At 34.8% G+C, this 21,707-nt stretch carries 15 protein-coding genes, 1 pseudogene, 1 riboswitch and 1 other annotated feature; of the genes and pseudogenes, 5 read left to right on the top strand and 11 right to left on the bottom strand.

What is annotated here, in order from left to right; translation table 11 throughout:
- Positions 1 to 249 precede the first annotated feature (249 nt).
- Positions 250 to 2,655, top strand: coding sequence for a DNRLRE domain-containing protein (locus WY13_RS22175; RefSeq protein WP_063554785.1), 2,406 nt, complete (start codon positions 250 to 252; stop codon positions 2,653 to 2,655).
- 359 nt (positions 2,656 to 3,014) lie between these two features.
- Here the strand turns inward: WY13_RS22175 and WY13_RS05940 are convergent, their stop codons facing one another.
- Complete coding sequence (locus tag WY13_RS05940; RefSeq protein WP_063554784.1) at positions 3,015 to 3,941, bottom strand: LysR family transcriptional regulator; 927 nt, start codon at positions 3,939 to 3,941, stop codon at positions 3,015 to 3,017.
- Positions 3,942 to 4,183: 242 nt separating this feature from the next.
- Between WY13_RS05940 and WY13_RS05935 the strand changes: the two genes are divergently transcribed.
- Together WY13_RS05935 and WY13_RS05930 are read left to right on the top strand one after the other, a co-directional pair.
- On the top strand, positions 4,184 to 6,127 hold the full coding sequence (locus tag WY13_RS05935; protein WP_063554783.1) for an FAD-dependent oxidoreductase: 1,944 nt from the start codon (positions 4,184 to 4,186) through the stop codon (positions 6,125 to 6,127).
- A gap of 15 nt (positions 6,128 to 6,142) precedes the next feature.
- Complete coding sequence (locus WY13_RS05930; RefSeq protein WP_063554782.1) at positions 6,143 to 7,237, top strand: NAD(P)-dependent alcohol dehydrogenase; 1,095 nt, start codon at positions 6,143 to 6,145, stop codon at positions 7,235 to 7,237.
- A gap of 218 nt (positions 7,238 to 7,455) precedes the next feature.
- On the opposite strand, the gene WY13_RS05925 is transcribed toward WY13_RS05930, so the two are convergent.
- The 8 genes from WY13_RS05925 to trpE all read right to left on the bottom strand — a co-directional run bounded on the left by WY13_RS05925 (position 7,456) and on the right by trpE (position 16,170).
- On the bottom strand, positions 7,456 to 9,522 hold the full coding sequence (locus WY13_RS05925; RefSeq protein ID WP_156498974.1) for a glycosyltransferase family 39 protein: 2,067 nt from the start codon (positions 9,520 to 9,522) through the stop codon (positions 7,456 to 7,458).
- A gap of 238 nt (positions 9,523 to 9,760) precedes the next feature.
- The gene (gene trpA, locus WY13_RS05920; protein ID WP_063554781.1) at positions 9,761 to 10,546 is read right to left on the bottom strand and encodes a tryptophan synthase subunit alpha; all 786 of its coding nucleotides are present in this window, start codon (positions 10,544 to 10,546) and stop codon (positions 9,761 to 9,763) included.
- Positions 10,546 to 11,721, bottom strand: coding sequence for a tryptophan synthase subunit beta (trpB, locus tag WY13_RS05915; protein ID WP_063554780.1), 1,176 nt, complete (start codon positions 11,719 to 11,721; stop codon positions 10,546 to 10,548). The genes trpA and trpB overlap by 1 nt, the downstream gene beginning before the upstream one ends.
- Complete coding sequence (locus WY13_RS05910) at positions 11,721 to 12,350, bottom strand: phosphoribosylanthranilate isomerase (protein ID WP_063554779.1); 630 nt, start codon at positions 12,348 to 12,350, stop codon at positions 11,721 to 11,723. The genes trpB and WY13_RS05910 overlap by 1 nt, the downstream gene beginning before the upstream one ends.
- 13 nt (positions 12,351 to 12,363) lie before the next feature.
- Positions 12,364 to 13,140 carry an indole-3-glycerol phosphate synthase TrpC gene (gene trpC / locus WY13_RS05905; RefSeq protein WP_063554778.1) on the bottom strand — a complete coding sequence of 259 codons (777 nt, stop codon included), beginning with the start codon at positions 13,138 to 13,140 and terminating at the stop codon, positions 12,364 to 12,366.
- Between the two features lie 13 nt (positions 13,141 to 13,153).
- A complete protein-coding gene (gene trpD, locus WY13_RS05900) occupies positions 13,154 to 14,167 on the bottom strand; it encodes an anthranilate phosphoribosyltransferase (protein WP_063554777.1) in 1,014 nt (337 codons plus the stop codon).
- On the bottom strand, positions 14,133 to 14,738 hold the full coding sequence (locus WY13_RS05895; protein ID WP_063554776.1) for an anthranilate synthase component II: 606 nt from the start codon (positions 14,736 to 14,738) through the stop codon (positions 14,133 to 14,135). The genes trpD and WY13_RS05895 overlap by 35 nt, the downstream gene beginning before the upstream one ends.
- A 1-nt stretch (position 14,739) precedes the next feature.
- On the bottom strand, positions 14,740 to 16,170 hold the full coding sequence (gene trpE, locus WY13_RS05890) for an anthranilate synthase component I (protein ID WP_063554775.1): 1,431 nt from the start codon (positions 16,168 to 16,170) through the stop codon (positions 14,740 to 14,742).
- A gap of 137 nt (positions 16,171 to 16,307) precedes the next feature.
- Positions 16,308 to 16,541 (bottom strand) — a binding site (T-box leader).
- Positions 16,542 to 16,963: 422 nt separating this feature from the next.
- Here trpE and WY13_RS05885 point away from each other — a divergent pair.
- Both WY13_RS05885 and WY13_RS05880 read left to right on the top strand, forming a co-directional pair.
- Positions 16,964 to 17,425, top strand: a complete 462-nt coding sequence (locus WY13_RS05885; protein ID WP_063554774.1) for a helix-turn-helix domain-containing protein — start codon at positions 16,964 to 16,966, stop codon at positions 17,423 to 17,425.
- A gap of 46 nt (positions 17,426 to 17,471) precedes the next feature.
- Positions 17,472 to 18,658 (top strand): annotated as a pseudogene (locus WY13_RS05880) (MFS transporter).
- Positions 18,659 to 18,720: 62 nt separating this feature from the next.
- Here the strand turns inward: WY13_RS05880 and WY13_RS05875 are convergent.
- Positions 18,721 to 19,974, bottom strand: coding sequence for an Nramp family divalent metal transporter (locus WY13_RS05875; protein ID WP_156498994.1), 1,254 nt, complete (start codon positions 19,972 to 19,974; stop codon positions 18,721 to 18,723).
- Positions 19,975 to 19,988: 14 nt separating this feature from the next.
- Entirely contained in the window at positions 19,989 to 21,215 is a 1,227-nt protein-coding gene (locus WY13_RS05870; RefSeq protein WP_063554772.1) for a magnesium transporter, read from the bottom strand.
- A gap of 265 nt (positions 21,216 to 21,480) precedes the next feature.
- A riboswitch (M-box (ykoK) riboswitch) is annotated at positions 21,481 to 21,669 on the bottom strand.
- Between the last annotated feature and the right edge of the window lie 38 nt (positions 21,670 to 21,707).

Genomic DNA, 21,707 nt, shown 5'->3' with positions numbered 1-21,707 from the left:
TGCACTATTTTTTTAAATATTCTTATATAATCAACATCTTTTGAAAGTAATTTCTCAATTACTTTTATTTATTGCTAAATAAAGTGAAAATGATGCTCTTTATGGCAGTTCTAACAATCAAACCTTATTTCCTCGAAATCCTTAAAATTAAAGTATCCTATTTTATTATCAACGCATATATTGTAATAGGCTAGGTATAAATATTGTCATAAAAGCAAAAGAGAATAAAAAGAAAGAAGTGATAGAATTATGCCGTTTGTACAAGTTAATCCTAGTGATGATGCATATATATCTCTGTTAAATCCTAATACAAATTTTAGCGCTTCAAGCCTTTTATTTACAGGAAGATTTGTTTCAACTAATGATATATTTAGAAGTCTACTAAAATTTGATTTATCTAATGTTATTCCAACAGGGAGTAGTATACTGCAAGCTTCACTAGAATTATTTATTAATAGAAAAGATACACCCGATGTATTATTATCTCCACAAACTGTCACTGTGTTTACAAATACAAGTAACTTTTCGGAGAATACAGTTACGTGGAATAATGCACCTCCATTGAATCCAACAATCTATTCTACAATTGTAACAGATAGCGATGTTGGTAAGTTTATTAGTATTGATATAACAGATTTAGTAATTGACTGGTTAAATGGATCTATGACGAATAATGGAATTACACTGGTTGGGATAGAAAATGTTATTGATACTATACTAGGGTATTTCTCCAAGGAATGGCCATTTCATAGTCAGAGACCATTTTTAAATATAGAATATGGTACGCTAGTACCTACTGGCATTACTGGTCCTACTGGAGCAACCGGACCTACAGGACCTACTGGTGTTACAGGACCTACCGGAACAACTGGTTCTACAGGACCAACTGGAGTAACAGGTCCTACTGGGGTAACAGGCTCTACTGGAGCTACTGGTCCTACAGGACCAACTGGAGTAACCGGTTCTACTGGAGCTACTGGCGATACCGGACCTACAGGAGTTACTGGCTCTACAGGTTCTACTGGAGTCACTGGTTATACTGGCTCTACAGGTGCTACTGGTCCAACAGGAGTTACAGGCCCAACCGGAGCAACAGGTTCTACTGGCGATACCGGACCTACCGGAACAACTGGAGCAACCGGAGCTACTGGTTCAACCGGAGCTACTGGATCTGCAGGAGTTACAGGTTCTACAGGCGATACCGGACCTACCGGAATTACTGGCTCTACTGGCTCTACTGGCTCTACTGGCTCTACTGGTTCAACCGGTCCTACTGGAGCTGCTGGTACTACTGGAGTTACAGGTGAAACTGGAGCAACAGGCTCAACCGGAGTAACCGGACCAACTGGAGTAACCGGACCTACAGGAGACACAGGAGCTACTGGAACAACTGGTGCAACTGGACCTACAGGCTCTACTGGAGCAACCGGAGCTAATGGTCCTACCGGAGTCACTGGAGCTACTGGTTCAACTGGAGTTACAGGTTCAACAGGTTCTACTGGTGTTACAGGACCTACTGGCGATACCGGTCCTACCGGAACAACTGGTTCTACAGGACCAACTGGAGCAACCGGTCCTACTGGGGTAACAGGCTCTACTGGAGCTACTGGCGATACCGGACCTACAGGAGACACAGGAGCTACTGGAACAACTGGTGCAACTGGACCTACGGGCTCTACTGGAGCAACCGGAGCTAATGGTCCTACCGGAGTCACTGGAGCTACTGGTTCAACTGGAATTACAGGCCCAACAGGTTCTACTGGTATTACAGGACCTACTGGCGATACCGGAGCTACTGGAGCTACTGGTTCTACAGGACCAACTGGAGCAACCGGTCCTACTGGTGCAACCGGTCCTACTGGTGCAACCGGTCCTACTGGAGCTGCTGGTCCTACTGGTGCAACAGGTTCTACAGGACCTACAGGAGTTACAGGCCCAACAGGAGTTACAGGTGAAACCGGCCCTACTGGAGTCACTGGTCCTACTGGAGTTACAGGTGAAACTGGAGCAACAGGCTCAACCGGAGTAACCGGACCAACTGGAGTAACCGGACCTACAGGAGACACAGGAGCTACTGGAACAACTGGTGCAACTGGACCTACAGGCTCTACTGGAGCAACCGGAGCTAATGGTCCTACCGGAGTCACTGGAGCTACTGGTTCAACTGGAATTACAGGCCCAACAGGTTCTACTGGTATTACAGGACCTACTGGCGATACCGGAGCTACTGGAATCACTGGCCCTACTGGAGCAACCGGAGCACCCAACCTATTCTTTAATGAAATTGCTGGTGGTATCGCTGTATATCCTCCTCTAAATACTGAAGTTTCAGTAGTATCTGTATCTGTATCTGACACAATTGGCGAAAATATAAAAGTTGACTATGCTCTTTCAGTAGAATTTGTCACTACTGCGAACTCAAGTATTACTTTCGAAGCAAGATTATACAGAAATTCTACTTTAATCACCACTAGAGTATTAGAAAGATCAATAGCATCAGCCGGAACTCAACGATTTCCTATTGCCAACACTTACGTTGATACTGCAGTAGCTACAGATACATCAACTTATAGTGTTAGAGTTATTGTCACCCTAGCTAATAACGTCACTTCCGGTACAGCATTCAACCAAAATATAAATTGTATTGCTTTTTAGTGGTTTTTACTCCTTATGAGGATGCTCGAAAGAGCATCCTGTTTAGATTATGAGGTACTACTCATAATCTAGATGTATATAATAACACTTATTTATAAGAAACTTTATTCTGTCTATAATAAAATAGGTGCAGCTATTTTATACTATAGAGACTCTATCTAACAATGTAATTTATTTTACTTCAATACCTCCATTTTGCGTCATTTACCTAAATCATATAATTTCATATAATTCTGGAACTTTATCTATATATCTTTTTAGTACAGGGCCAATAAATCTTATAACCTGTCTTGATGTGTAAACATTTCCAGACCTAAGCTCGGCTTTAATTAGTTGCGAAACTTAAAAGGTTGAGCTTGCTATTCATTGAGATCATTGAAAGTTATTGTACTCTGATGATTGTTAAGTTTAGGAAGTTGTTGTTTTATATATCGATAAAATGCCAACATATTTTCAGTCAACACTTTGTTTTTTTTCTTTACGAAATATACGTCCCAACTAAAGTTATCATCCGGGAATTTATAATATCTGAGCTTGGAATCATCCGAACGTATGGTATGTGCCGGAACAACAAACAGAAGGTTGTTATGTTGTGCAATCTCTCTTAAAGAGTTGAAATCACCAGATGATATATCAATAATTGGGTTAAATCCTGCATTTCGACAAGTCGCAATGAAATTGTGTCGTATGTGAAATTGTGTGTTAAACATGGCATATCGTTGACAGTTCAAATCATCTACTTGGATATGTTTTTTGCGGTATAATTCATGTGTCCAAGGAATACACAGATATATATGTTCTTGAATTAGACATTCAGCAGAAAAGCGGTCTACATCTATAACACCAGTTGTAATACAGAAATCATATTCGTCTTTTTTCAAAAGTTCTTCCAGATAAAAGTCTGCATGATCTGAATATTCAATATTCACGTGTGGATGTGTATTCTCGAAATCTATAATCAGTTTATAAGGCAGTACAGAAATTACGCCAAAGGCCATACCAAGAAAAATGGTTTCCTGAGGCACATCTTTTATCTGAGAAATATGGGAATACATATATCTTTTTCGCTCTAGAATAATACGACATTCATCCAGAAAATACGCACCATATTTTGTAGGAGATACTCCATTGCTATTTCTGTAAAGCAGTTGGCATCCCAGCTCTTTTTCCAGTTCTCGGACTATTTTGGATATGCCTTGCTGGGACACATGATATACCGCAGATGCCTTATTGATACTTTTGCACTCGCATACTTCTATAAAGACTTCCATTTGTCTGAATGTCATAACTCATCCTCCCTCATAACTTTTTTAAATATAGTAAATTATCACACATTGTATAATAAATTTCTTATAGAAAATAGCACAACTATAATTAAAAATTGCAAATGTTCATGAAACAGTCTTCTGCATGCAACCTTTTGGTTGTAGATATACAATAATTTTTCTTCTTTTTTGTCTTAATTTTATCATATATACTTAAGGTGTCAAGAAATTATCAAACTTAGATAAAAAAGGAGAAAAAGGATATGAAAAACAAATATTATCCACATCTTGCAAGTCCTATTAAGATTAACGGAGTTACTTTTAAAAACAGAATTTTTGGTGCGCCTATGTCCAACCCGGAATTAGACGCAAACTGTAATATGAGGAAAGAAGAAATCGCATTCCATGAAAATCGTGCACGCGGTGGTCTTGCCAGTGTAGCCATTGGTCTTGGTATTGTAGATGCTATTGGTCGTACACACACAAAAGAAATAAAACTCTATGACATAATGTCTCTCCCTTCACTTAAGGAAGCTGCAAACGCTATGCATCGTCACAATTGTAATGCAGTAATGGAGCTCGCCCACGGAGGAAAATATGGCAATGCCCGTGGTCATGGCAATGCTGAGGGCACATTAATTGGACCCAATGATGAAATAAATCCAGAGGGACTTCAGGTTCGCAGCATGACAGATGAGGATATCTATAGAGTTGCGGATTGTTTTGCTAAAGGTGCAAAGCTTGTGAAAGAGGCTGGCTTTGACATGGTACTTATCCATGGTGGTCATGGATGGCTGCTTGGTCAGTTCAGCTCTCCAACGATGAATCACAGAACAGATAAATGGGGTGGCAGTCTTGAGAATCGTATGCGTTTTCCACTGCTGGTAATAGAAAAAGTACGTGAAGCTGTTGGATCTAATTATCCAATTGAATTCCGTATGAGTGGAGCAGAGTATACGAAAGATGGATACACAATCGAAGAAGGCATCAAGATGGCCAAAATGCTGGATGGGAAGGTCGATATTATCCATGTTTCTGCTGGTATTCATGAAGATCCGGAGGTATTTACACTTACCCACCCATCTATGTTTATTGAACATGGATATAATGTATATCTTGCGTCTGAGATTAAAAAGCACGTTAAGACACCGGTTGCTACATTAGGTGGACTAAATGATCCGGACATGATGGAAGAAATTATTGCTTCAGGAAAAGCAGATATCATACAAATTGCACGTCAATCACTAGCTGATCCATATTTCCCGGAGAAATCATTTTCAGGAAATGCAGATGATATTAATCGCTGCTGCCGCTGCTACACCTGTTTCTTCAATTATTTAACAAATAGAACATTCTGTTGTGCACTCAATCCAGTTATTGGTAATGAACTAGAAAACAAGCATGCATTCCCAGCCACAACGCCAAAGAAAGTTATCGTAGTTGGTGGTGGCCCAGGCGGTATGGAAGCAGCTATTACAGCAGCTCATCGTGGTCATTCTGTTACTCTTTATGAAAAAAGCAGTGAACTTGGTGGACAGCTTCTTTCTGAACAGTATATTCCTTTTAAGCAGGATATGTTCAACTTTGTAAAAGTATTAAAAGGACGTTTGGAGAAATCAGGCGTTGAGGTTTATTTGAATACAGAGATTACTGCTGAGCAGGCTGCAGCAAAGAATGCTGATGTCATCATTACAGCTATTGGTGCTAAACCGATTGTTCCACCAATCCCTGGAATTGATGATGAGAAAGTTGTTGGCCTTGAAGCTCTTCATCAGAAAGCTCCTGCACTTGGACAGAAGGTTGTTATCCTTGGCGGAGGTCTTGTTGGATGCGAATGTGCAATTTATCTGGATAGACTTGGAAAGGATGTTACAATCGTTGAGATGAAAAGTGACTGGGCAATAGATTCTTATTTTATGCACAAAAGTGCAATGATAATGGCAATGCGTGGCAGCAATATAAAGATCAATGTAAATACAAAGGCAAAGGCTGTTACAGCTGAAGGACTTGTCTGTGAGACGACCGATGGTGAAGTTACTTTTGAGGCTGACAGCATTTTGTTAGCAGCAGGTATGAAAGCTGACCGTGCAGTTGCAGACAGCTTCTATAACGCAGCACCACGTGTATTTGAAACAGGTGACTGTATTAAGCCGGGTCGTGTTGTTGATGCAGTTACAAACGGATACTATCGTGTACTAGATATTTAAAGAAAGGGGATTATTATGAAAATAAAAGCGGCAGTAGTTCATGAAAAAGGACAAGATTTTAAAATTGAAGAGGTAGAATTAGCATCACCAAAGGCAGATGAAATACTTGTAAAAATAGTATCAAGTGGTGTTTGTCATACTGATGAAGTTGCAAAACTACAAGCGATTCCGGTACCTTTACCAGCAGTATTTGGACATGAAGGTTGTGGTATTGTAGAAGAGGTTGGTAGTAGTGTTATTGAGTTTAAAAAGGGGGACCGTGTTGGATTTTCCTTTGGATTTTGTGGACATTGTGAAAACTGTCTAAGTGCACATCAACATGCATGTGAAAATTTTAATGCAATTAATTTTGGTGGGGTTATGAGTGATGGTACAAAGAGACTTTCACAAAATGGAAAAGAAATATCTTCATTCTTTGGACAATCCTCTTTTGCAACTTATGCAGTGGTAAATCAAAACAGTGCAATAAAGGTTGATGATGATATAGATCTTGCATTGGTAGGCCCTCTAGGTTGTGGCATCCAAACAGGTGCAGGTGCTGTATTAAATAGATTAAATCCAAAATTTGGTTCTACTATTGCGGTATTTGGATGTGGAACTGTAGGAATGAGTGCTATTATGGCAGCTAAAATTACAGGATGTTCAAAAATTATTGCAGTAGGAGGAAATCCAAGCAGTTTAGAACTTGCAAAAGAGCTTGGAGCAACTCATACTATAAACAGAAAAGAAACTGATGATATAGTTTGTGAAATTAAGAAAATCACAAATGGAGGATGTCACTATGCAATTGATACCACTGGAGTTGGTGATTTTGTAAAGAAAGCTCTTGCTTGTGTTCGTTTCTTAGGTACTGCAGTAGTTCTAGGGGCAACTGGAGATTTGACCATTAATGTACAAGAAGAATTAATGGGTGAAGCAAAATCTCTAATTGGGATTGTAGAAGGTGATTCTATTCCAAAGTTGTTTATTCCTCAATTAATTCAATACTATAAAGAAGGTAAATTTCCATTTGATAAATTAATTAAATTCTATGATTTTGAAGATATTAACAAAGCTTTCGAAGACTCTCACAATGGTAAAGTTATTAAAGCTGTATTAAAAATAAATTAAATGGCTGAAAAAATAGAACTTACATTCGAAGAAAGATACAATAATTATCTACGTCATAAAATATTTCTATTAATAAATCTTGCATAAGATCCCATCAAAATGTTTTATTTTGTTTGTTTCATCACTTATAATAATAAAACATTTTGATAGGTTTTTTATACTATAAAGACTTTATCTAACAACATAATTTATTTTTACTTCAATGTCTCCATTTCGCATCATTTACCTAAATCATATAATTTCATAGAATTGTTTTCTCCACCAAATCCAACAAATCCATTAGTTCTTTGGTTTTTAGCCTTGCTCTCAGGCGTATTAGAATTACTCCATTTACTATCTGGAACAACCTTTCCGTTTTGCTTAATCCAATTATCAATATCATTATTCGAATTACTCCCATGACCCCCGAAACCCATAAAGCCTCTGCCATTGCCTGCACTTACCAGAGCATACCTTATAGCTCCATCATTAACCAATTTTTTGAACTTATCTACTGTAAGTATAGGATCTGATCCACTAAATCCTCCAAGTGCCATTACAGGTTGACCAGTTTTAAGTATTAAATCTGAACCATAAGAATTAGCTGAAGGCACTACAACAAGATACTTTTCATTTGTTTTATTATTCTCTAAGAATTTTATGAGTTTTGAGTTATTGGTGTTACCCATATCTCTTTGCTGATTACTCCTTGCAAGTTCCAATCCAGCTGATGGACTACTTCCATTCATTTTGTAAATCATTGGAGTAAATGACCACACTGTAGGAGCAGCTAAAATTCCTATAAAAGCAATACTAACCAACATTTTACTCAATGCTGTATTACTACTAAAACCTGAATTTTTCTCTTTACTTCTAATTAAATTAATTATACATAATATTAGTGAAGATATAATGCATAAAATCCCTGTTATTATAATTATAATCTTGTACCCATTTGATCTATTATAATTATAAGATAAAATAAGTATCTCAGCACAACCATTTGCAATAAGCCCTATTGGCAAAATCCAGGATTTTAAGCCGCCTTCTTTATAAAGTGTCCACATAGCTGACAATCCAATTCCAGTCAAAGCTGCAATAGATGGTGCCATTGTTGTTAAATAGTATGTGTGTGTTACATTTTTTGAAAAACTAAAATATATGAACTCAGGCAATAACCACATAACCCATAATATTAGAGATAACTTTCTTTTACTATCAAAGGGAGCCTTTAACTTTTCCTTTATGGCTGCAGCAATAAATCCAATCATAGCAAATAGTAAAAACCAGGATATTTGATCTGACATATTGCCATTACCAAATAATCTAAAAATACCGGACTTTGAGTTAGATCTCATACCACCTTGTGCATTATTAAAATATGGATTGTTTTTATTTGATCCATTAGGTCTATTTCCAAAGTCACCCTGACCTAATGTTCTTTTAGTATTGTTTTTATTAAATTCATTTTTTAATGTTCCCTGCTGCTTTTGACCTTTACCAGCATTCCTTCCGTTTATTCCAATCCTTTCCAGTCCATTATGACCTATTATAAGCTGCATAACTGTATTATTAGTACTGCTGCCTATATAAGGCCTATTACTTGCTGGTACCAAATCTACAACTATAGCCCAGGATAGTGATACTACTAAAAGTACAACTGTACCTAAAATAAGATCCTTTATTTTCTTCTTAAAGCTCATAGTAGAAGCAAGAAGATATGTTATATATACAGCAGGCGCTACCATATAGGCTTCAACCATTTTTATATTAAATCCTATGCCTATAAGAACCAAACTCAATATAAGATAACTAATTTTGCCTCTTTCAGCAGCTATTTGTGCAGCTAAACATGCTAGCAATAAAAACATAACAAGCAAATTATCAATAGTATTGTTTCTAGCCGCTGCTACAGATATTGGTGTTACTGCAAGACACAGTGCTGCAATAAGTCCTGCCGAAGCTCCAAAAGATCTTTTAACAAGATAATATATAATTGCAACAGAAATTACTCCTGCAAGCGCCTGTGGAAGAATTATACTCCATCCACTAAATCCAAATATTTTTGCAGATATAGTTTGAATCCAAAAACCTAAAGGTGGTTTATCAATGGTTACAAAACCTGATGGATCAAAAGATGCAAAAAAGAAATTTTTAAAATTCATCATCATACTTTTTACACCTGCAGCATAAAAAGTATTTGCATTTCCTTCTATACCCAAATTAGCAAAATTCAACACTGCAGATAACATTAAAATTAATGATAACAAAATGCTTTTTCTTGTAAATTTAACTTTTCTATTCACTATGTCAACCTTCTTTCAATTAAATATGAATAATTTACAATAAGTTCTTGAATAATCTGGTTCTAATTTATTCATATCTAATTTACATTACAAGTATGTTATTTGAGTGTCAAATTTATTAACAATGTGAAAATAGCATTACTTTCTAAATTATTATTTTTGTACTATCATACTGTCCACCATAGTTTTAAATAAAAAAAATAACCGGATTACAAACATATACCGGTTATTTTTTATCTTAAGCTAATTTTAATTCTCTAATGAACTTTTTTACATTTTCAACTATGTCTTCTTTACTTTTTCCAGCTTCTATCTTTTTAATTACTGCACTTCCCACAATTATCCCTTCACAATAAGGCTTGAATTTTGCAGCCATCTCTGCTGAGGATATTCCAAATCCAAGTGCCTTTGGAACATCCGTATAACTTGAAATTATATTCATATATTCCTCAATATCAGTATTTATGCTGCTCCTCGTACCTGTAACACCATTTACAGAAACACAATATACAAATCCACCCGCATCTTTTACTATCTTTTCTATTCTCTCCTTTGAAGTAGGTGCTACTAGTGGAATAAGATGTACATTGTATTTCTTACCAATAGCTATAATATCCTTTCTCTCTTCTATAGGAAGATCTGGTATTATAATTCCGTCTACACCGCACTCGCTGCACTCTCTTATAAACTTTTCCATACCATACTTGAATATGGAGTTATAGTAAACAAGATACACTAAAGGTACTTCTGTTTTCTCTCTTATCTTTTTCACCGTGTCCATTATACCTGATATTTTCGTTCCGCCTTTAAGGGATCTATTTGAAGATGCCTGTATAGTAGGTCCATCTGCCAGAGGATCTGAATAAGGTATTCCAAGTTCTATTATATCTGCTCCTGCTTCTTCCATTGCAATTACTAATTCTACAGTAGTGTCTAAATCTGGATCTCCTGAAGTTATAAATGGTATTAGGGCTTTTTCTCCTCTTTCCTTTAACTTTGAAAATTTGAAATCTATTCTATTCATTATAATTCTACCCCCATTATATTAGCTATAGTATTTATATCTTTGTCTCCTCTTCCAGATAAATTTACAATGATTATTTTATCCTTACTAAGTTTTGGAGCAAGCTTCATTGCATAAGCCAGGGCATGAGAGCTTTCAAGTGCTGGAATTATTCCCTCAACCTGTGACAAGTAGGTAAATGCATTCACTGCTTCTTTATCTGTAGCTGATTCATAAGTTGCCCTTTTTATATCATGATAATATGCGTGTTCCGGTCCTATTCCTGGATAATCAAGTCCTGCTGATATAGAATAAGCAGGAAGTATTTGACCATCCTCATCTTGAAGTACATAAGTCATCATACCGTGAATTACCCCTACAGAACCCTTTGATATAGTAGCTGCATGTTCATCCGTATCAAGTCCTTTTCCTGCAGCCTCTACTCCTACCAATTTTACAGAAGTATCTTCTACAAAGGGATAAAAAATTCCCATGGAATTGCTTCCACCACCTACACAAGCTATGACATAATCAGGAAGTCTTCCCTCTTTTTCTAAAATCTGCTTTCTAGCTTCATCCCCAATTACCCTTTGAAAATCTCTAACCATAGTTGGATAAGGATGCGGTCCCATTACAGAGCCTATTACATAAAAGGTATCTTCTATATTTGACACCCAATTTCTCATAGCTTCATTTACAGCATCCTTTAAGGTTCCCGTTCCCGAAGTTACAGAAGTTACTTTTGATCCTAATATTTTCATCTTAAATACATTAAGAGCTTGTCTTCTTATGTCTTCTTCACCCATAAATACTTCACATTCCATGCCAAAGATAGCAGCTGCCGTAGCCGTAGCTACCCCATGCTGTCCAGCTCCTGTTTCAGCTATAACCCTTTTTTTACCCATTCTCTTTGCAAGAAGCACCTGTCCTAGTGCATTGTTTATTTTATGTGCTCCCGTATGGTTTAAATCTTCTCTTTTAAGATATATTTTTGCTCCACCTAATTTTTCAGTAAAATTCTTTGCAAAATACAATGGATTTTCTCTTCCCACATAATCTTTAAGGTAGTACTTATATTCCTCTATAAATTTTTCATCTTTTATTGCTTTATTAAACTCCTTTTCAAGCTGCATAACTGCATTCATTATTGTTTCTGGTACATACTGTCCTCCAAATTTTCCAAACCTTCCATCCATTAAAAATTCCTCACTTTCTTTATAAATTGATCTATTTTTTTAAAACTCTTTACACCATTTTCTTCAACCCCGCTGGATACGTCTACTACATAGGGTTTTACACATTCTAAAGCAGTATTTATGTTATCTGGATTAAGACCTCCTGCGAGTACTAATTTCTTATTTATATTTAAGTTTTCTAATACGTTCCAATTAAAACTTGTACCTGTACCTCCAGTTTTTCCACCTACACTGCTATCTACAAGTACTGCTTCCACATTACAATTTGATATTTTATCTATCTTGTCTTTTAGATCTTCTAACGAACTTTTTACATCAATGCTTACACTTTTCCATATTTTAAATGGATGCAAGTTTTTTATATAATTTTCATCTTCCCTTCCATGAAGCTGGATTACATCTAATTTCAACATTTCTGCTGTATTTTTCACTTCTTCCAAACTATTGTTTTGAAAAATCCCAACCCTCTTTATTCTTTTATCCAACTTTTTAACAAGTTCTTCTGCTAATTTTAAAGTAACCTGCCTTTTGCTTTTACAAAACACAAATCCAGCGTAGTCTGGAAGGAGCTTGTTTAAAAATTCTACATCTTCACCCCGCCTTATACCACATACCTTTACTAAAGTCATAAATTCACCCTTTTCAAAACTTGGACTGTTTTATAAAATCTCTTAACTTATACTCATTTTCAATATTTCTCATAAAAGTTTCTCCTATAAGCACTGCACTTACACCTAAGCCATTTAAATACCTTATATCTTCTGGAGTCTTTATGGCACTTTCAGAAACTACTAAAACTTTCTCTGGTATTTTCTTTATAATTCTTTCTGTATTTTTCAAGTCTTCTGTAAAATCTTTTAAGTTTCTATTGTTAATTCCTACAATGGAACATTCAGCTTCAAGTGCGATTTCAAGTTCTTCTTCATCATGGACTTCTACCAAACATTGAAGTCCAATACTTTCTGCTAAATTGTAATAATCTTTTAATTTATCTTTTAAGATGGCTGTTATAAGTAAAATAGCATCTGCACCTATAAATTTGGATTGATATATTTGATAGGTATCAATTATAAAATCCTTTCTCAAAATGGGCTTTGAATTTACCCCTTTTACTTTATTTATATATTTATCACTTCCCTTAAAGAAATTTTTTTCTGTAAGTACAGACACTGCATCTATATCTATGCTTTCATATATTTTAGCTGTACTTACTGGATCAAAATCTTCTACAATAATACCTTTTGAAGGTGATGCTTTCTTTATCTCTGCAATGATAGATATTTTCTCTTTGCCAAATGCTTTTCTAAAATCTCTTGTAGCCTTTCCACTGCATCCTTCTATTATTTTAGTAAGAGGCATATTTTGTTTTTCAAATTCCAATTGAGGTCTTTTAGCTTTCACTATTTCATCAAGTATCATTTTTTCATGCCTCCTAAAAATTATTACTGCACTTTATAAGTTCATTCATCTTTTCATAAGCTTTTTTAGAATCTATAATATCTTCTGCCATCTTCACCCCTTCTTCCATGCTTTCACATGCTTTTCCAACATATAAAGCTGCTGCACTGTTTAAAACTACAATATCTCTTCTAGCACTTTTTTCTCCTTGAAAAATTTTGCGTATAAGTTCTGCATTTTCTTCAGCAGTATCTCCTCTTATGGCATCCATACTGCATAAATTAATTTCAAAATCTTCTGGATTTATTTTATAATCTGATACTTTTCCATCTTTTAATTCACTCACATAGGTATTCGCAGTAGTAGTTATTTCATCAAGTCCATCTTCTCCGCAAACTACCATAGCTCTTTCACAGCCTAAATTTGAAAGTACTTTTGCCGCTGTGTGAGTCAAATTCTTATCATATACTCCAAGTACCTGGCCTTTTACAAAAGCTGGATTCGTAAGAGGGCCTAGTAAATTAAATACTGTTCTTATACCCAATTGTTTTCTTGGACCGGCTACATTTTTCATTGCACGGTGGTACTTTTGAGCAAACAAGAATGCCATACCGTTTTTATCAATACAATTGGAAGCATATTTTGGTTCTAAGTTTATATTAAAACCCAGCTTTTCAAGCACATCTGCACTTCCACTTTTACTTGATACTGCTCTGTTTCCGTGTTTTGCCACTTTCACTCCTGCAGCTGCAGCTACAAAGGATACTGCCGTTGATATATTAAATGTTCTACCTCCATCCCCTCCTGTTCCACAAGTATCAATAACATATTCAGACTTGAGTTTTAAATTCTGCGCATTATCTCTCATAGCCCTTGCAAACCCTGTTATTTCTTCTGCAGTTTCACCTTTCATTCTTAAAGCCACTAGGAAAGCCCCTATTTGGGAATCTTCTGCATTTCCCTGCATTATTTCGTTCATAGCTTCATAGGCTTCACTTTCTTCTAAATTACTTTTACATATGATTTTCTCTATTGTCTGCTGTAACATTACAAATCCCCCCCAAAAAATTTTTTATTATTTGCTTTCCCTTCTCTGTAAGAATTGATTCCGGATGAAATTGGAGTCCATAAACTTCATATTCTCTGTGCTTCACAGCCATTATTTCTCTGTCATCCAAACTTTCCGCCGTTACCTCAAGTTCTTCTGGTAAAGTGCTTTTTTCTATTATGAGAGAGTGGTATCTCATGACATTTATAGAATTTTCCAAATTTTTAAATAATTTATTTTGGACTATGCTTACTTCTGATGTCTTTCCATGCATTATATTGTTTGCTCTCACTACTTTTCCACCGTAAGCACATCCAATAGCCTGATGACCTAGACATATTCCCAAAATAGGTATCTTACCTCCAAATCTTTTTATAACCTCTATGCATATACCTGCATTTTCAGGGATACCTGGTCCCGGGGAAAGTATTATTCCTTCAGGATTTAACCTCTTTATCTCATCCAGTGATATTTTGTCATTTCTAAAAACTTTTATATCCTCATATATTTCACCAATATACTGGTAAAGATTATAAGTAAATGAATCATAATTATCTATTAAAAGTATCATTTTATATCACCTCTATCATAGCCATAGCTTTATTTAACGTTTCCTGATATTCTCTTTCTGGAACAGAGTCATACACAATTCCTGCACCAGCCTGAACATATGCATGACCATCTTTAAATAGTATGGTTCTTATGGCAATGCAGGTATCCATATTTCCATTAAGGGAAAAGTATCCAACTGCACCAGCATATATACCTCTTTTACTATCTTCAAGCTCATCAATTATCTCCATAGCCCTTATTTTAGGTGCTCCAGACACAGTTCCTACGGGCAAACAAGATATTAACCCATCTAAATATCCCAAATCTTTTCTCAAATCTCCTGAAACCTTGGAAACTATATGCATAACATGAGAGTAAAAATCTACATCCATAAATCTATCTAGTTTTACACTTCCAAACTCACTTATTTTTCCTATGTCATTTCTCCCAAGATCAACTAACATCACGTGTTCCGCTCTTTCCTTTTCATCTTCTAACAATTCCTTTTTTAATTTTAAATCCTCTTCCAAATTTTTTCCCCTAGGTCTTGCACCCGCTATAGGATTAGTCATAACCCGTCCATTCTTTACACTTACTAAGCTTTCTGGAGAGGAACCTGCTACTTTAAATTCTTCAAAATCTATATAAAAAAGATAAGGTGAAGGATTTTTAGCTCTTAATCTTCTATACACTTCAAAGGGATCTGAAGTACTTTCAAATTTTAGCCTTTGTGACAAAACTACCTGAAATATATCCCCAGCTTTTATGTATTCTTTTGCTTCTTCTACCATGCTGCAGTATTTTTCTTTTGAAACGTTTGATGTAAATTTTTTACATTTATCAACTTCTGAAAGTTTATGAATCACATTACTTATACATATCATGTCTTTCAAACTTTCCAGAGAATCTACAATACTTTCATAAGAACAATCATCATCTTCTGCCACATTGTAAATAAAATAAACTTCATGTTTAAAATGGTCATAACACACAAAAGATCTATAAAACATGAGATATGCTTCTGGTGTTTTTAAAGAATCTTCATTTTCACCCGGCAGCTTCTCATACTGCCTTATCACATCATATCCTGCATAACCTATAGCTCCTCCTGTAAATGGTATGGAAAGCCCAAGGTTATCATAAGGTACATTTAAATATTTTTTTATATAATCCAATACTTTTCCCTGAACACTTCTTACTCCACTTTCATCTTCTACACATATTTCATTTCCGCAGCTTTTTATCTTCCTATAGGGATTCATTCCTGCAAAAGAATACCTGCCTATTTCATTTTCAGAATATATACTTTCAAATAAGAATTTATTTTTTCCTTCCAAACTGTAGTAAATACCTATAGGGGTAATCTCATCTCCATTTATCTTTATAAATAAAGGAAACGTCTTTTTCAAACCTTTATAATAATAAAATTCTTCTTTTTTAAGATTGATCACAAAATACCACCTCTTTAATTTAAAATTATACAAAAAAGGCCATCTCATCCTTAAACTGGGACGAAATGACCGCGCTGCCACCCAAATTAATCTCTATTTATGGTGAATTTTTTGAAAAAATAAAAAACATCCCATCCTTAAAGGACGAAATGTTAAATTTCGTTATGCCACCTAAATACAAACTATCTTTTCCAGGTACAGATTTACTCGATACCCTGTCCTTTTAACGGTAGACTACCGGTTTTTGCTACTATAATTTTGCATTACACCTCCAAGACCCATTCAATACAGACTACAGTACTTGGCTTACACTACCCCAAATTCGCTTAAACTAAATTTCCATATTTACTATTTCTTTTCACAGGTTTTATATTACTAACTTGTTTTATATATTAAAGCTTTTTTTTCCCGTTGTCAACACTAAATTTTAAATCTTTTTGAAATATATTTTTGGGAATGTGATGGGAAATGCCAGGAACAAAATACTTAAATTTGATTTATTCATTCCAATTTTTAAATACTTACGAATAATAATTTAATCATAGTAAAACCAATGACTTAAACATTAAACTATTATATAAAAGGTTGTTGCTATGAAAAGTACCATAAATTAATAACTAAATAATTAATGTAAAAACCATTATAAAAATTGCTGCAATTATATGCCTATTAAATACTGTTAAATGTATATTAAATACCTTTAATTGCTGTTTTATATTTAATTTAGTTACAAAAAATAGTATACTTAAAATGTATTATTATTAAAAAGAAGAGAGGAGATGTATGCCATATTATGAATAATGAGATTTTAAACCTTGAACAAGCTATTAAATTTTTGGGAGTCAGTGAAAAAACGCTTATCAAATTATTGAGGGAAGAACATATACCTGCAAGAAAAATAGGAAGAGAGTGGCGATTTAGTAAAGAAGCTCTAATAAACTGGGTTGCCTGTGGGGATTCTATTAATTACATCAACAAAAATGAAATGTACAGCATTACTAAAGATATACCAGGCAGTTCCACTGCTTTATTTAGCGATATTTCTCAAGCTTTGTCTACTCTAAAAGAAGGAGACCGAAACATAAAATGTATTTTGGATGACATAGACAAGGATATTGTAATTCCTGAAAATGCTGTACTTCGCATCAGTTATAAACAGCAAAGAGATATTGAAAAACTGCAGTTTAAAATTTTTTGGAATTTACGTGAAGATTATAAGTTAGAACCAACTCAGAAGGAAATACCTTCATATTAAATTTTAGGAGGAATGAATTTTGAAGAACATTTCAAATGGACTTCGCATGGTTCTTATGATTGGATGCTGCGGAGCTTTGGCAATATTTAGTTCTACCATATCAAAATCTCCTATTTTGCCCATATTCGCAAAAAGTTTAGGAGCAACTGGTATACAAATTGGCTGGATTGCATCAGCATCCACTATACCCGGAATTTTGATAAGCTATCTCGCAGGAGATTTGGCTGATCGTTTTGGATACAAGAAAATTCTTATAGGCTCCCTGTTAATATTTGCAAGTGCACCTTTTTTTATCTATTGATTCATGATCCTTTGCAGCTTGGTGTTGTTCGTTTCTATCATGGTTTTGCAACAGCTGCATTCGGTCCTGTGGCCATGGCTACTATTGCAGCCTTTAGCAGCAAGAATACTGGAGAAAATTTATCTCTTTATTCCTCTGCAACAATAATTGGCCGTGCCTTGGCTCCAACTGTTGGTGGTACCGCCTATCAAGCTGGTGGATATGTACGTGTCTATCTTATTGCAGGTATTGCAGGTATTTTGGCTTTAACCTTTGCAATTCGGTTTTTTCACAAATCAAAAGATACCGAAAATAAAGAAGCTGCTAAAGTGAAAAAATATAAGGCAGAAAATATTTCTTTCTTTAAAAAATTATGGAGACTGCTTAACTATCGTCCACTTCTTCTGGTGGGAATACTTGAAGCTTGTTCGTACTTTGCCTATGGTGCATTTGAAATGGTATTCCCTTTATATGCAAAACAACTTTATATGCCTACAGGTGAAATTGGCATTCTGCTGGGTATACAATTAGTTGGAATAATTCTGTTCAAACCACTGTTTGGCAGAGCATCAGATCAGTTTGGACGTCTGCCTATGATGGTTACAGGTCTGCTAACATGCAGCATATCCTTCTTTCTTCTGGCCCTTTTGAAATCCACATTTGCCATTATTCCTTTGATATTCATATACGGACTTGGTTTTGCCTTAATCACTGCAAGTACCAGTGCACTAGCTGCAGATGTTGCTCACGAGGGGCAACTGGGGGCCTCTCTTGGGATAATGAGTACTCTTATGGATGTCGGGCAAACTTTTGGTCCTCCGGTTATTGGCGGGATCAGCGATATATACAGCTATTCTGTTGGCATAGGGGTATTGGCAATAATATTTTTGATTGCAGCAATAGGGTGCATTATCGCACTTATTAACCAGCACAAAACGAAACAGGTGGCATAAATTAAAAAATAGAGTAAAAAAATAAAAGCCATTCCCCAATGCTGACTTTTATTTTTTTTACTCTATTTTTTAAAAGCAGTTACGATAGGAGCAAAAGTTAAAATAGCTGTTAGTATAATTAAAACTATAATAGTTACCCATCCAACTAGGTTTTTAGTTCTACCATTTACATATTCGCCCATAATATCTGTATTATTTACCATAAGCATCATACAAATTAAAACTACGGGAAGTAACACACCATTTATAACCTGTGACCATAATGTTATCTGAATTAAAGGTGCGCCTGGAATCAATATAATACCAATTCCAATAATAATTATTATAGTAAATAGTGTAAAAAACTGTGGTGCTTCTTTTAATGTTTTATTTATACCAGCTTCAAAACCAAACGCTTCACAAATATAAAATGCTGTAGCCAAAGGTAGTATTGTAGCCGAAAAAATAGAAGCTATAAATAATCCAAAAGCAAAAATTTGAGAAGCAAAAGCTCCAGCAAGCGGCTTTAACGCTAATGCAGCATCTTTAGCCTCATTTATTTGAATTCCACTTTTATGAAGGGTTGCACCACAAGCTACAATTATAAAGAAAGCAACTACTACTGTAATAACGCTTCCAACAACAACATCCCAAAATTCGTATTTAAATTCTTCCATCTTAAGTCCTTTTTCTATAACTGCTGACTGCATATAAAACTGCATCCAGGGAGCAATAGTAGTTCCCACCATACCAATAACTGTACTTATATAGTCATAATTAGTTTCAATCGCAGGATGAATTAACGCATGTCCTATTTCATGCCAATCTGGTCTAGCAAAAAGTGCAGAACCAACATAGGATAACAAAAATATGCTAAAAACCAAAAATAGTTTTTCAGTAGTCTTATAAGTACCCTTTACTACTAGAATCCATACTGCAATAGCAGCTAGTGGCACAGATATATATTTGCTTACTCCAAAAATCTGCATACTACCTGCAACGCCTGCAAACTCAGTAGCTGTATTTCCTATATCTGCAATGATTAATCCAATAAATATAAAGAAAGTTACCTTAACACCAAAATTTTCTCTAATTAAATCTGCCAATCCTTTACCTGTAACTATACCCATCCTAGCATTCATTTCCTGCACTACAAGAAGCACAATAAAGCATGGGATTAATGACCAAAGTAATTTGTAACCATAGGTAGCACCTGCTACAGAATATGTTGTAATACCACCTGCATCATTATCTACACTACCTGTTATAATTCCAGGACCTAAAACACTTAAAAATATCAATAGATTTGCCATCCATGTTTTTCTCTTTGCATTCATCATTAGCACCCCCACTATCTATACCTTTTATTGGACTTAGTAATTTCATAGAAAATATCATTTATATTAACAATCCCTATGATATGCATTTGTTCATCAATTACAGGTATAGAAAATAGGTTATACTTTGATACAGCTTTAACTAAATCCCTTATTTCATCTGTATCTCTCATATATATAACTTCTTTAATCATAATATCTTCTAACTTTTTATCCTGTTTGGAAATAATTAAATCTCTTAAAGATACTATTCCTACAAGCTTATTTTCATCACTTACAACATAAACATAATAAAGTTCATCGATTTCCTCTTTTGATTGACAAATATCATTTACTACATCAGCTACTGTGTAATAAATGGGACATGATATAAAATCAGTATTCATAATACTTCCCACTAGATATTCTTCATATTCCATAAGTTCTCTTACTTCATCTGAAATTTCTTTCTCCATATTATTAAGCAATTCTTCTGCTTTATTTTCATTTAATCCATCTAAAACATCTGCAGCTTCATCTGCTGGCATTTCTTCCAAAATATCAGCTGCCTTATCTGTAGATAATGTTTTGATCAAGTTTACCTGTACATCTTCTTCTAGCTCTTCTAATACATCTGCAGCTTTTGCGTTATCTAAGCTAGAGAAAATAATTGCCCCAGTATTTACATCAAAATCCTCAATTATATCTGCAAGATCTGAAGGATGAAGTGTGGATAGTTTATTATAACTTTTTGAAAGTAAAATGTCTTTTGAAGTAAAAGCCGTTTGAATGTCATCCCATAACATTAGTTTACTTGATATTTTAAATCCTAATCTCTTTAGTGGCTTAGCAATTCCAATCCTTCTTAATAGACCATCCATACCAATATCTACTGCTGCAATGAACATACCTGATGGTAATATAACTAATCTAACATCATTAGCTCTAACTACCTTTCTTCCGTTAACATCAACAATCTGTTTATCCAAAACATACTTTTTCAGTAACATACAGTCACCTAAATCTTTATCTTGAACCTCACTACACATTAAAACATATTGTCCTTTTTCTTTAGAAACATTTATATTATCAAAACCAATAAATCTTATTCCTTCTTTTGTTTTAACAACAGCTATGGTAACTTTAGGATTTTGGAAATTCACATCAACAGCTACATCCTTTAAAATTCCTATTACTTCCTTACTAGTCGTATAAATTTTATTACCCAATATTCTACTTAAATAAACACTTGTAAATTGCATTGCACCCACTCCTTTTCTTACGAGGTGTACAATGCAGAATTTAATGCAGGTACACTCTCATATATTTTCTAATAATAAACTTTTATTGTCATATTTATAATGCGGGTCACCGTCCATTAAATTCATCACTCTCCTTAGATTTATAATTTGAAATAGTTCTTATACATTTTCATTACAAATATGTAAAAATAATTTATACAATAAAAAAATCTCTTCACAACAAAATGAAGAGATTGGATTCTTGATAAATTCCAAAACAAAAATAGCACATCTTCACTCGTTGAGTTTTGACTCTGTAAAGCTTAGATCATAGACATTCATATTTCTATGAATGTTGTCAGCTACATTAAGTAAAACCTTAATCCGGTAGTACCTGCTCACCCATTGGCGTCTCTCGACATTTCTGGGCAGTAGCGTATATCTTGTACAGTAATCTCACCTAACAATGTTATTATATTTTCAATTAATAATAATCTATTACTTATTATATAC

The organism is Clostridium ljungdahlii, from assembly GCF_001636845.1.
GTDB lineage: Bacteria > Bacillota > Clostridia > Clostridiales > Clostridiaceae > Clostridium_B > Clostridium_B ljungdahlii_A.
Note: the sequence above shows the minus strand (reverse complement) of the source record. Positions and strands in the feature narration are given on the sequence as shown.

Excerpts from the sequence above, each read along its gene's own strand:
- WY13_RS22175 (WP_063554785.1), top strand. The coding sequence starts at position 250 with ATGCCGTTTGTACAAGTTAATCCTAGTGATGATGCATATATATCTCTG.
- WY13_RS05940 (WP_063554784.1), bottom strand. The coding sequence starts at position 3,941 with ATGACATTCAGACAAATGGAAGTCTTTATAGAAGTATGCGAGTGCAAA.
- WY13_RS05935 (WP_063554783.1), top strand. The coding sequence starts at position 4,184 with ATGAAAAACAAATATTATCCACATCTTGCAAGTCCTATTAAGATTAAC.
- WY13_RS05930 (WP_063554782.1), top strand. The coding sequence starts at position 6,143 with ATGAAAATAAAAGCGGCAGTAGTTCATGAAAAAGGACAAGATTTTAAA.
- trpA (WP_063554781.1), bottom strand. The coding sequence starts at position 10,546 with ATGAATAGAATAGATTTCAAATTTTCAAAGTTAAAGGAAAGAGGAGAA.
- trpB (WP_063554780.1), bottom strand. The coding sequence starts at position 11,721 with ATGGATGGAAGGTTTGGAAAATTTGGAGGACAGTATGTACCAGAAACA.
- WY13_RS05910 (WP_063554779.1), bottom strand. The coding sequence starts at position 12,350 with ATGACTTTAGTAAAGGTATGTGGTATAAGGCGGGGTGAAGATGTAGAA.
- trpC (WP_063554778.1), bottom strand. The coding sequence starts at position 13,140 with ATGATACTTGATGAAATAGTGAAAGCTAAAAGACCTCAATTGGAATTT.
- trpD (WP_063554777.1), bottom strand. The coding sequence starts at position 14,167 with ATGTTACAGCAGACAATAGAGAAAATCATATGTAAAAGTAATTTAGAA.
- WY13_RS05895 (WP_063554776.1), bottom strand. The coding sequence starts at position 14,738 with ATGATACTTTTAATAGATAATTATGATTCATTTACTTATAATCTTTAC.
- WY13_RS05885 (WP_063554774.1), top strand. The coding sequence starts at position 16,964 with ATGAATAATGAGATTTTAAACCTTGAACAAGCTATTAAATTTTTGGGA.
- WY13_RS05875 (WP_156498994.1), bottom strand. The coding sequence starts at position 19,974 with ATGAATGCAAAGAGAAAAACATGGATGGCAAATCTATTGATATTTTTA.
- WY13_RS05870 (WP_063554772.1), bottom strand. The coding sequence starts at position 21,215 with ATGCAATTTACAAGTGTTTATTTAAGTAGAATATTGGGTAATAAAATT.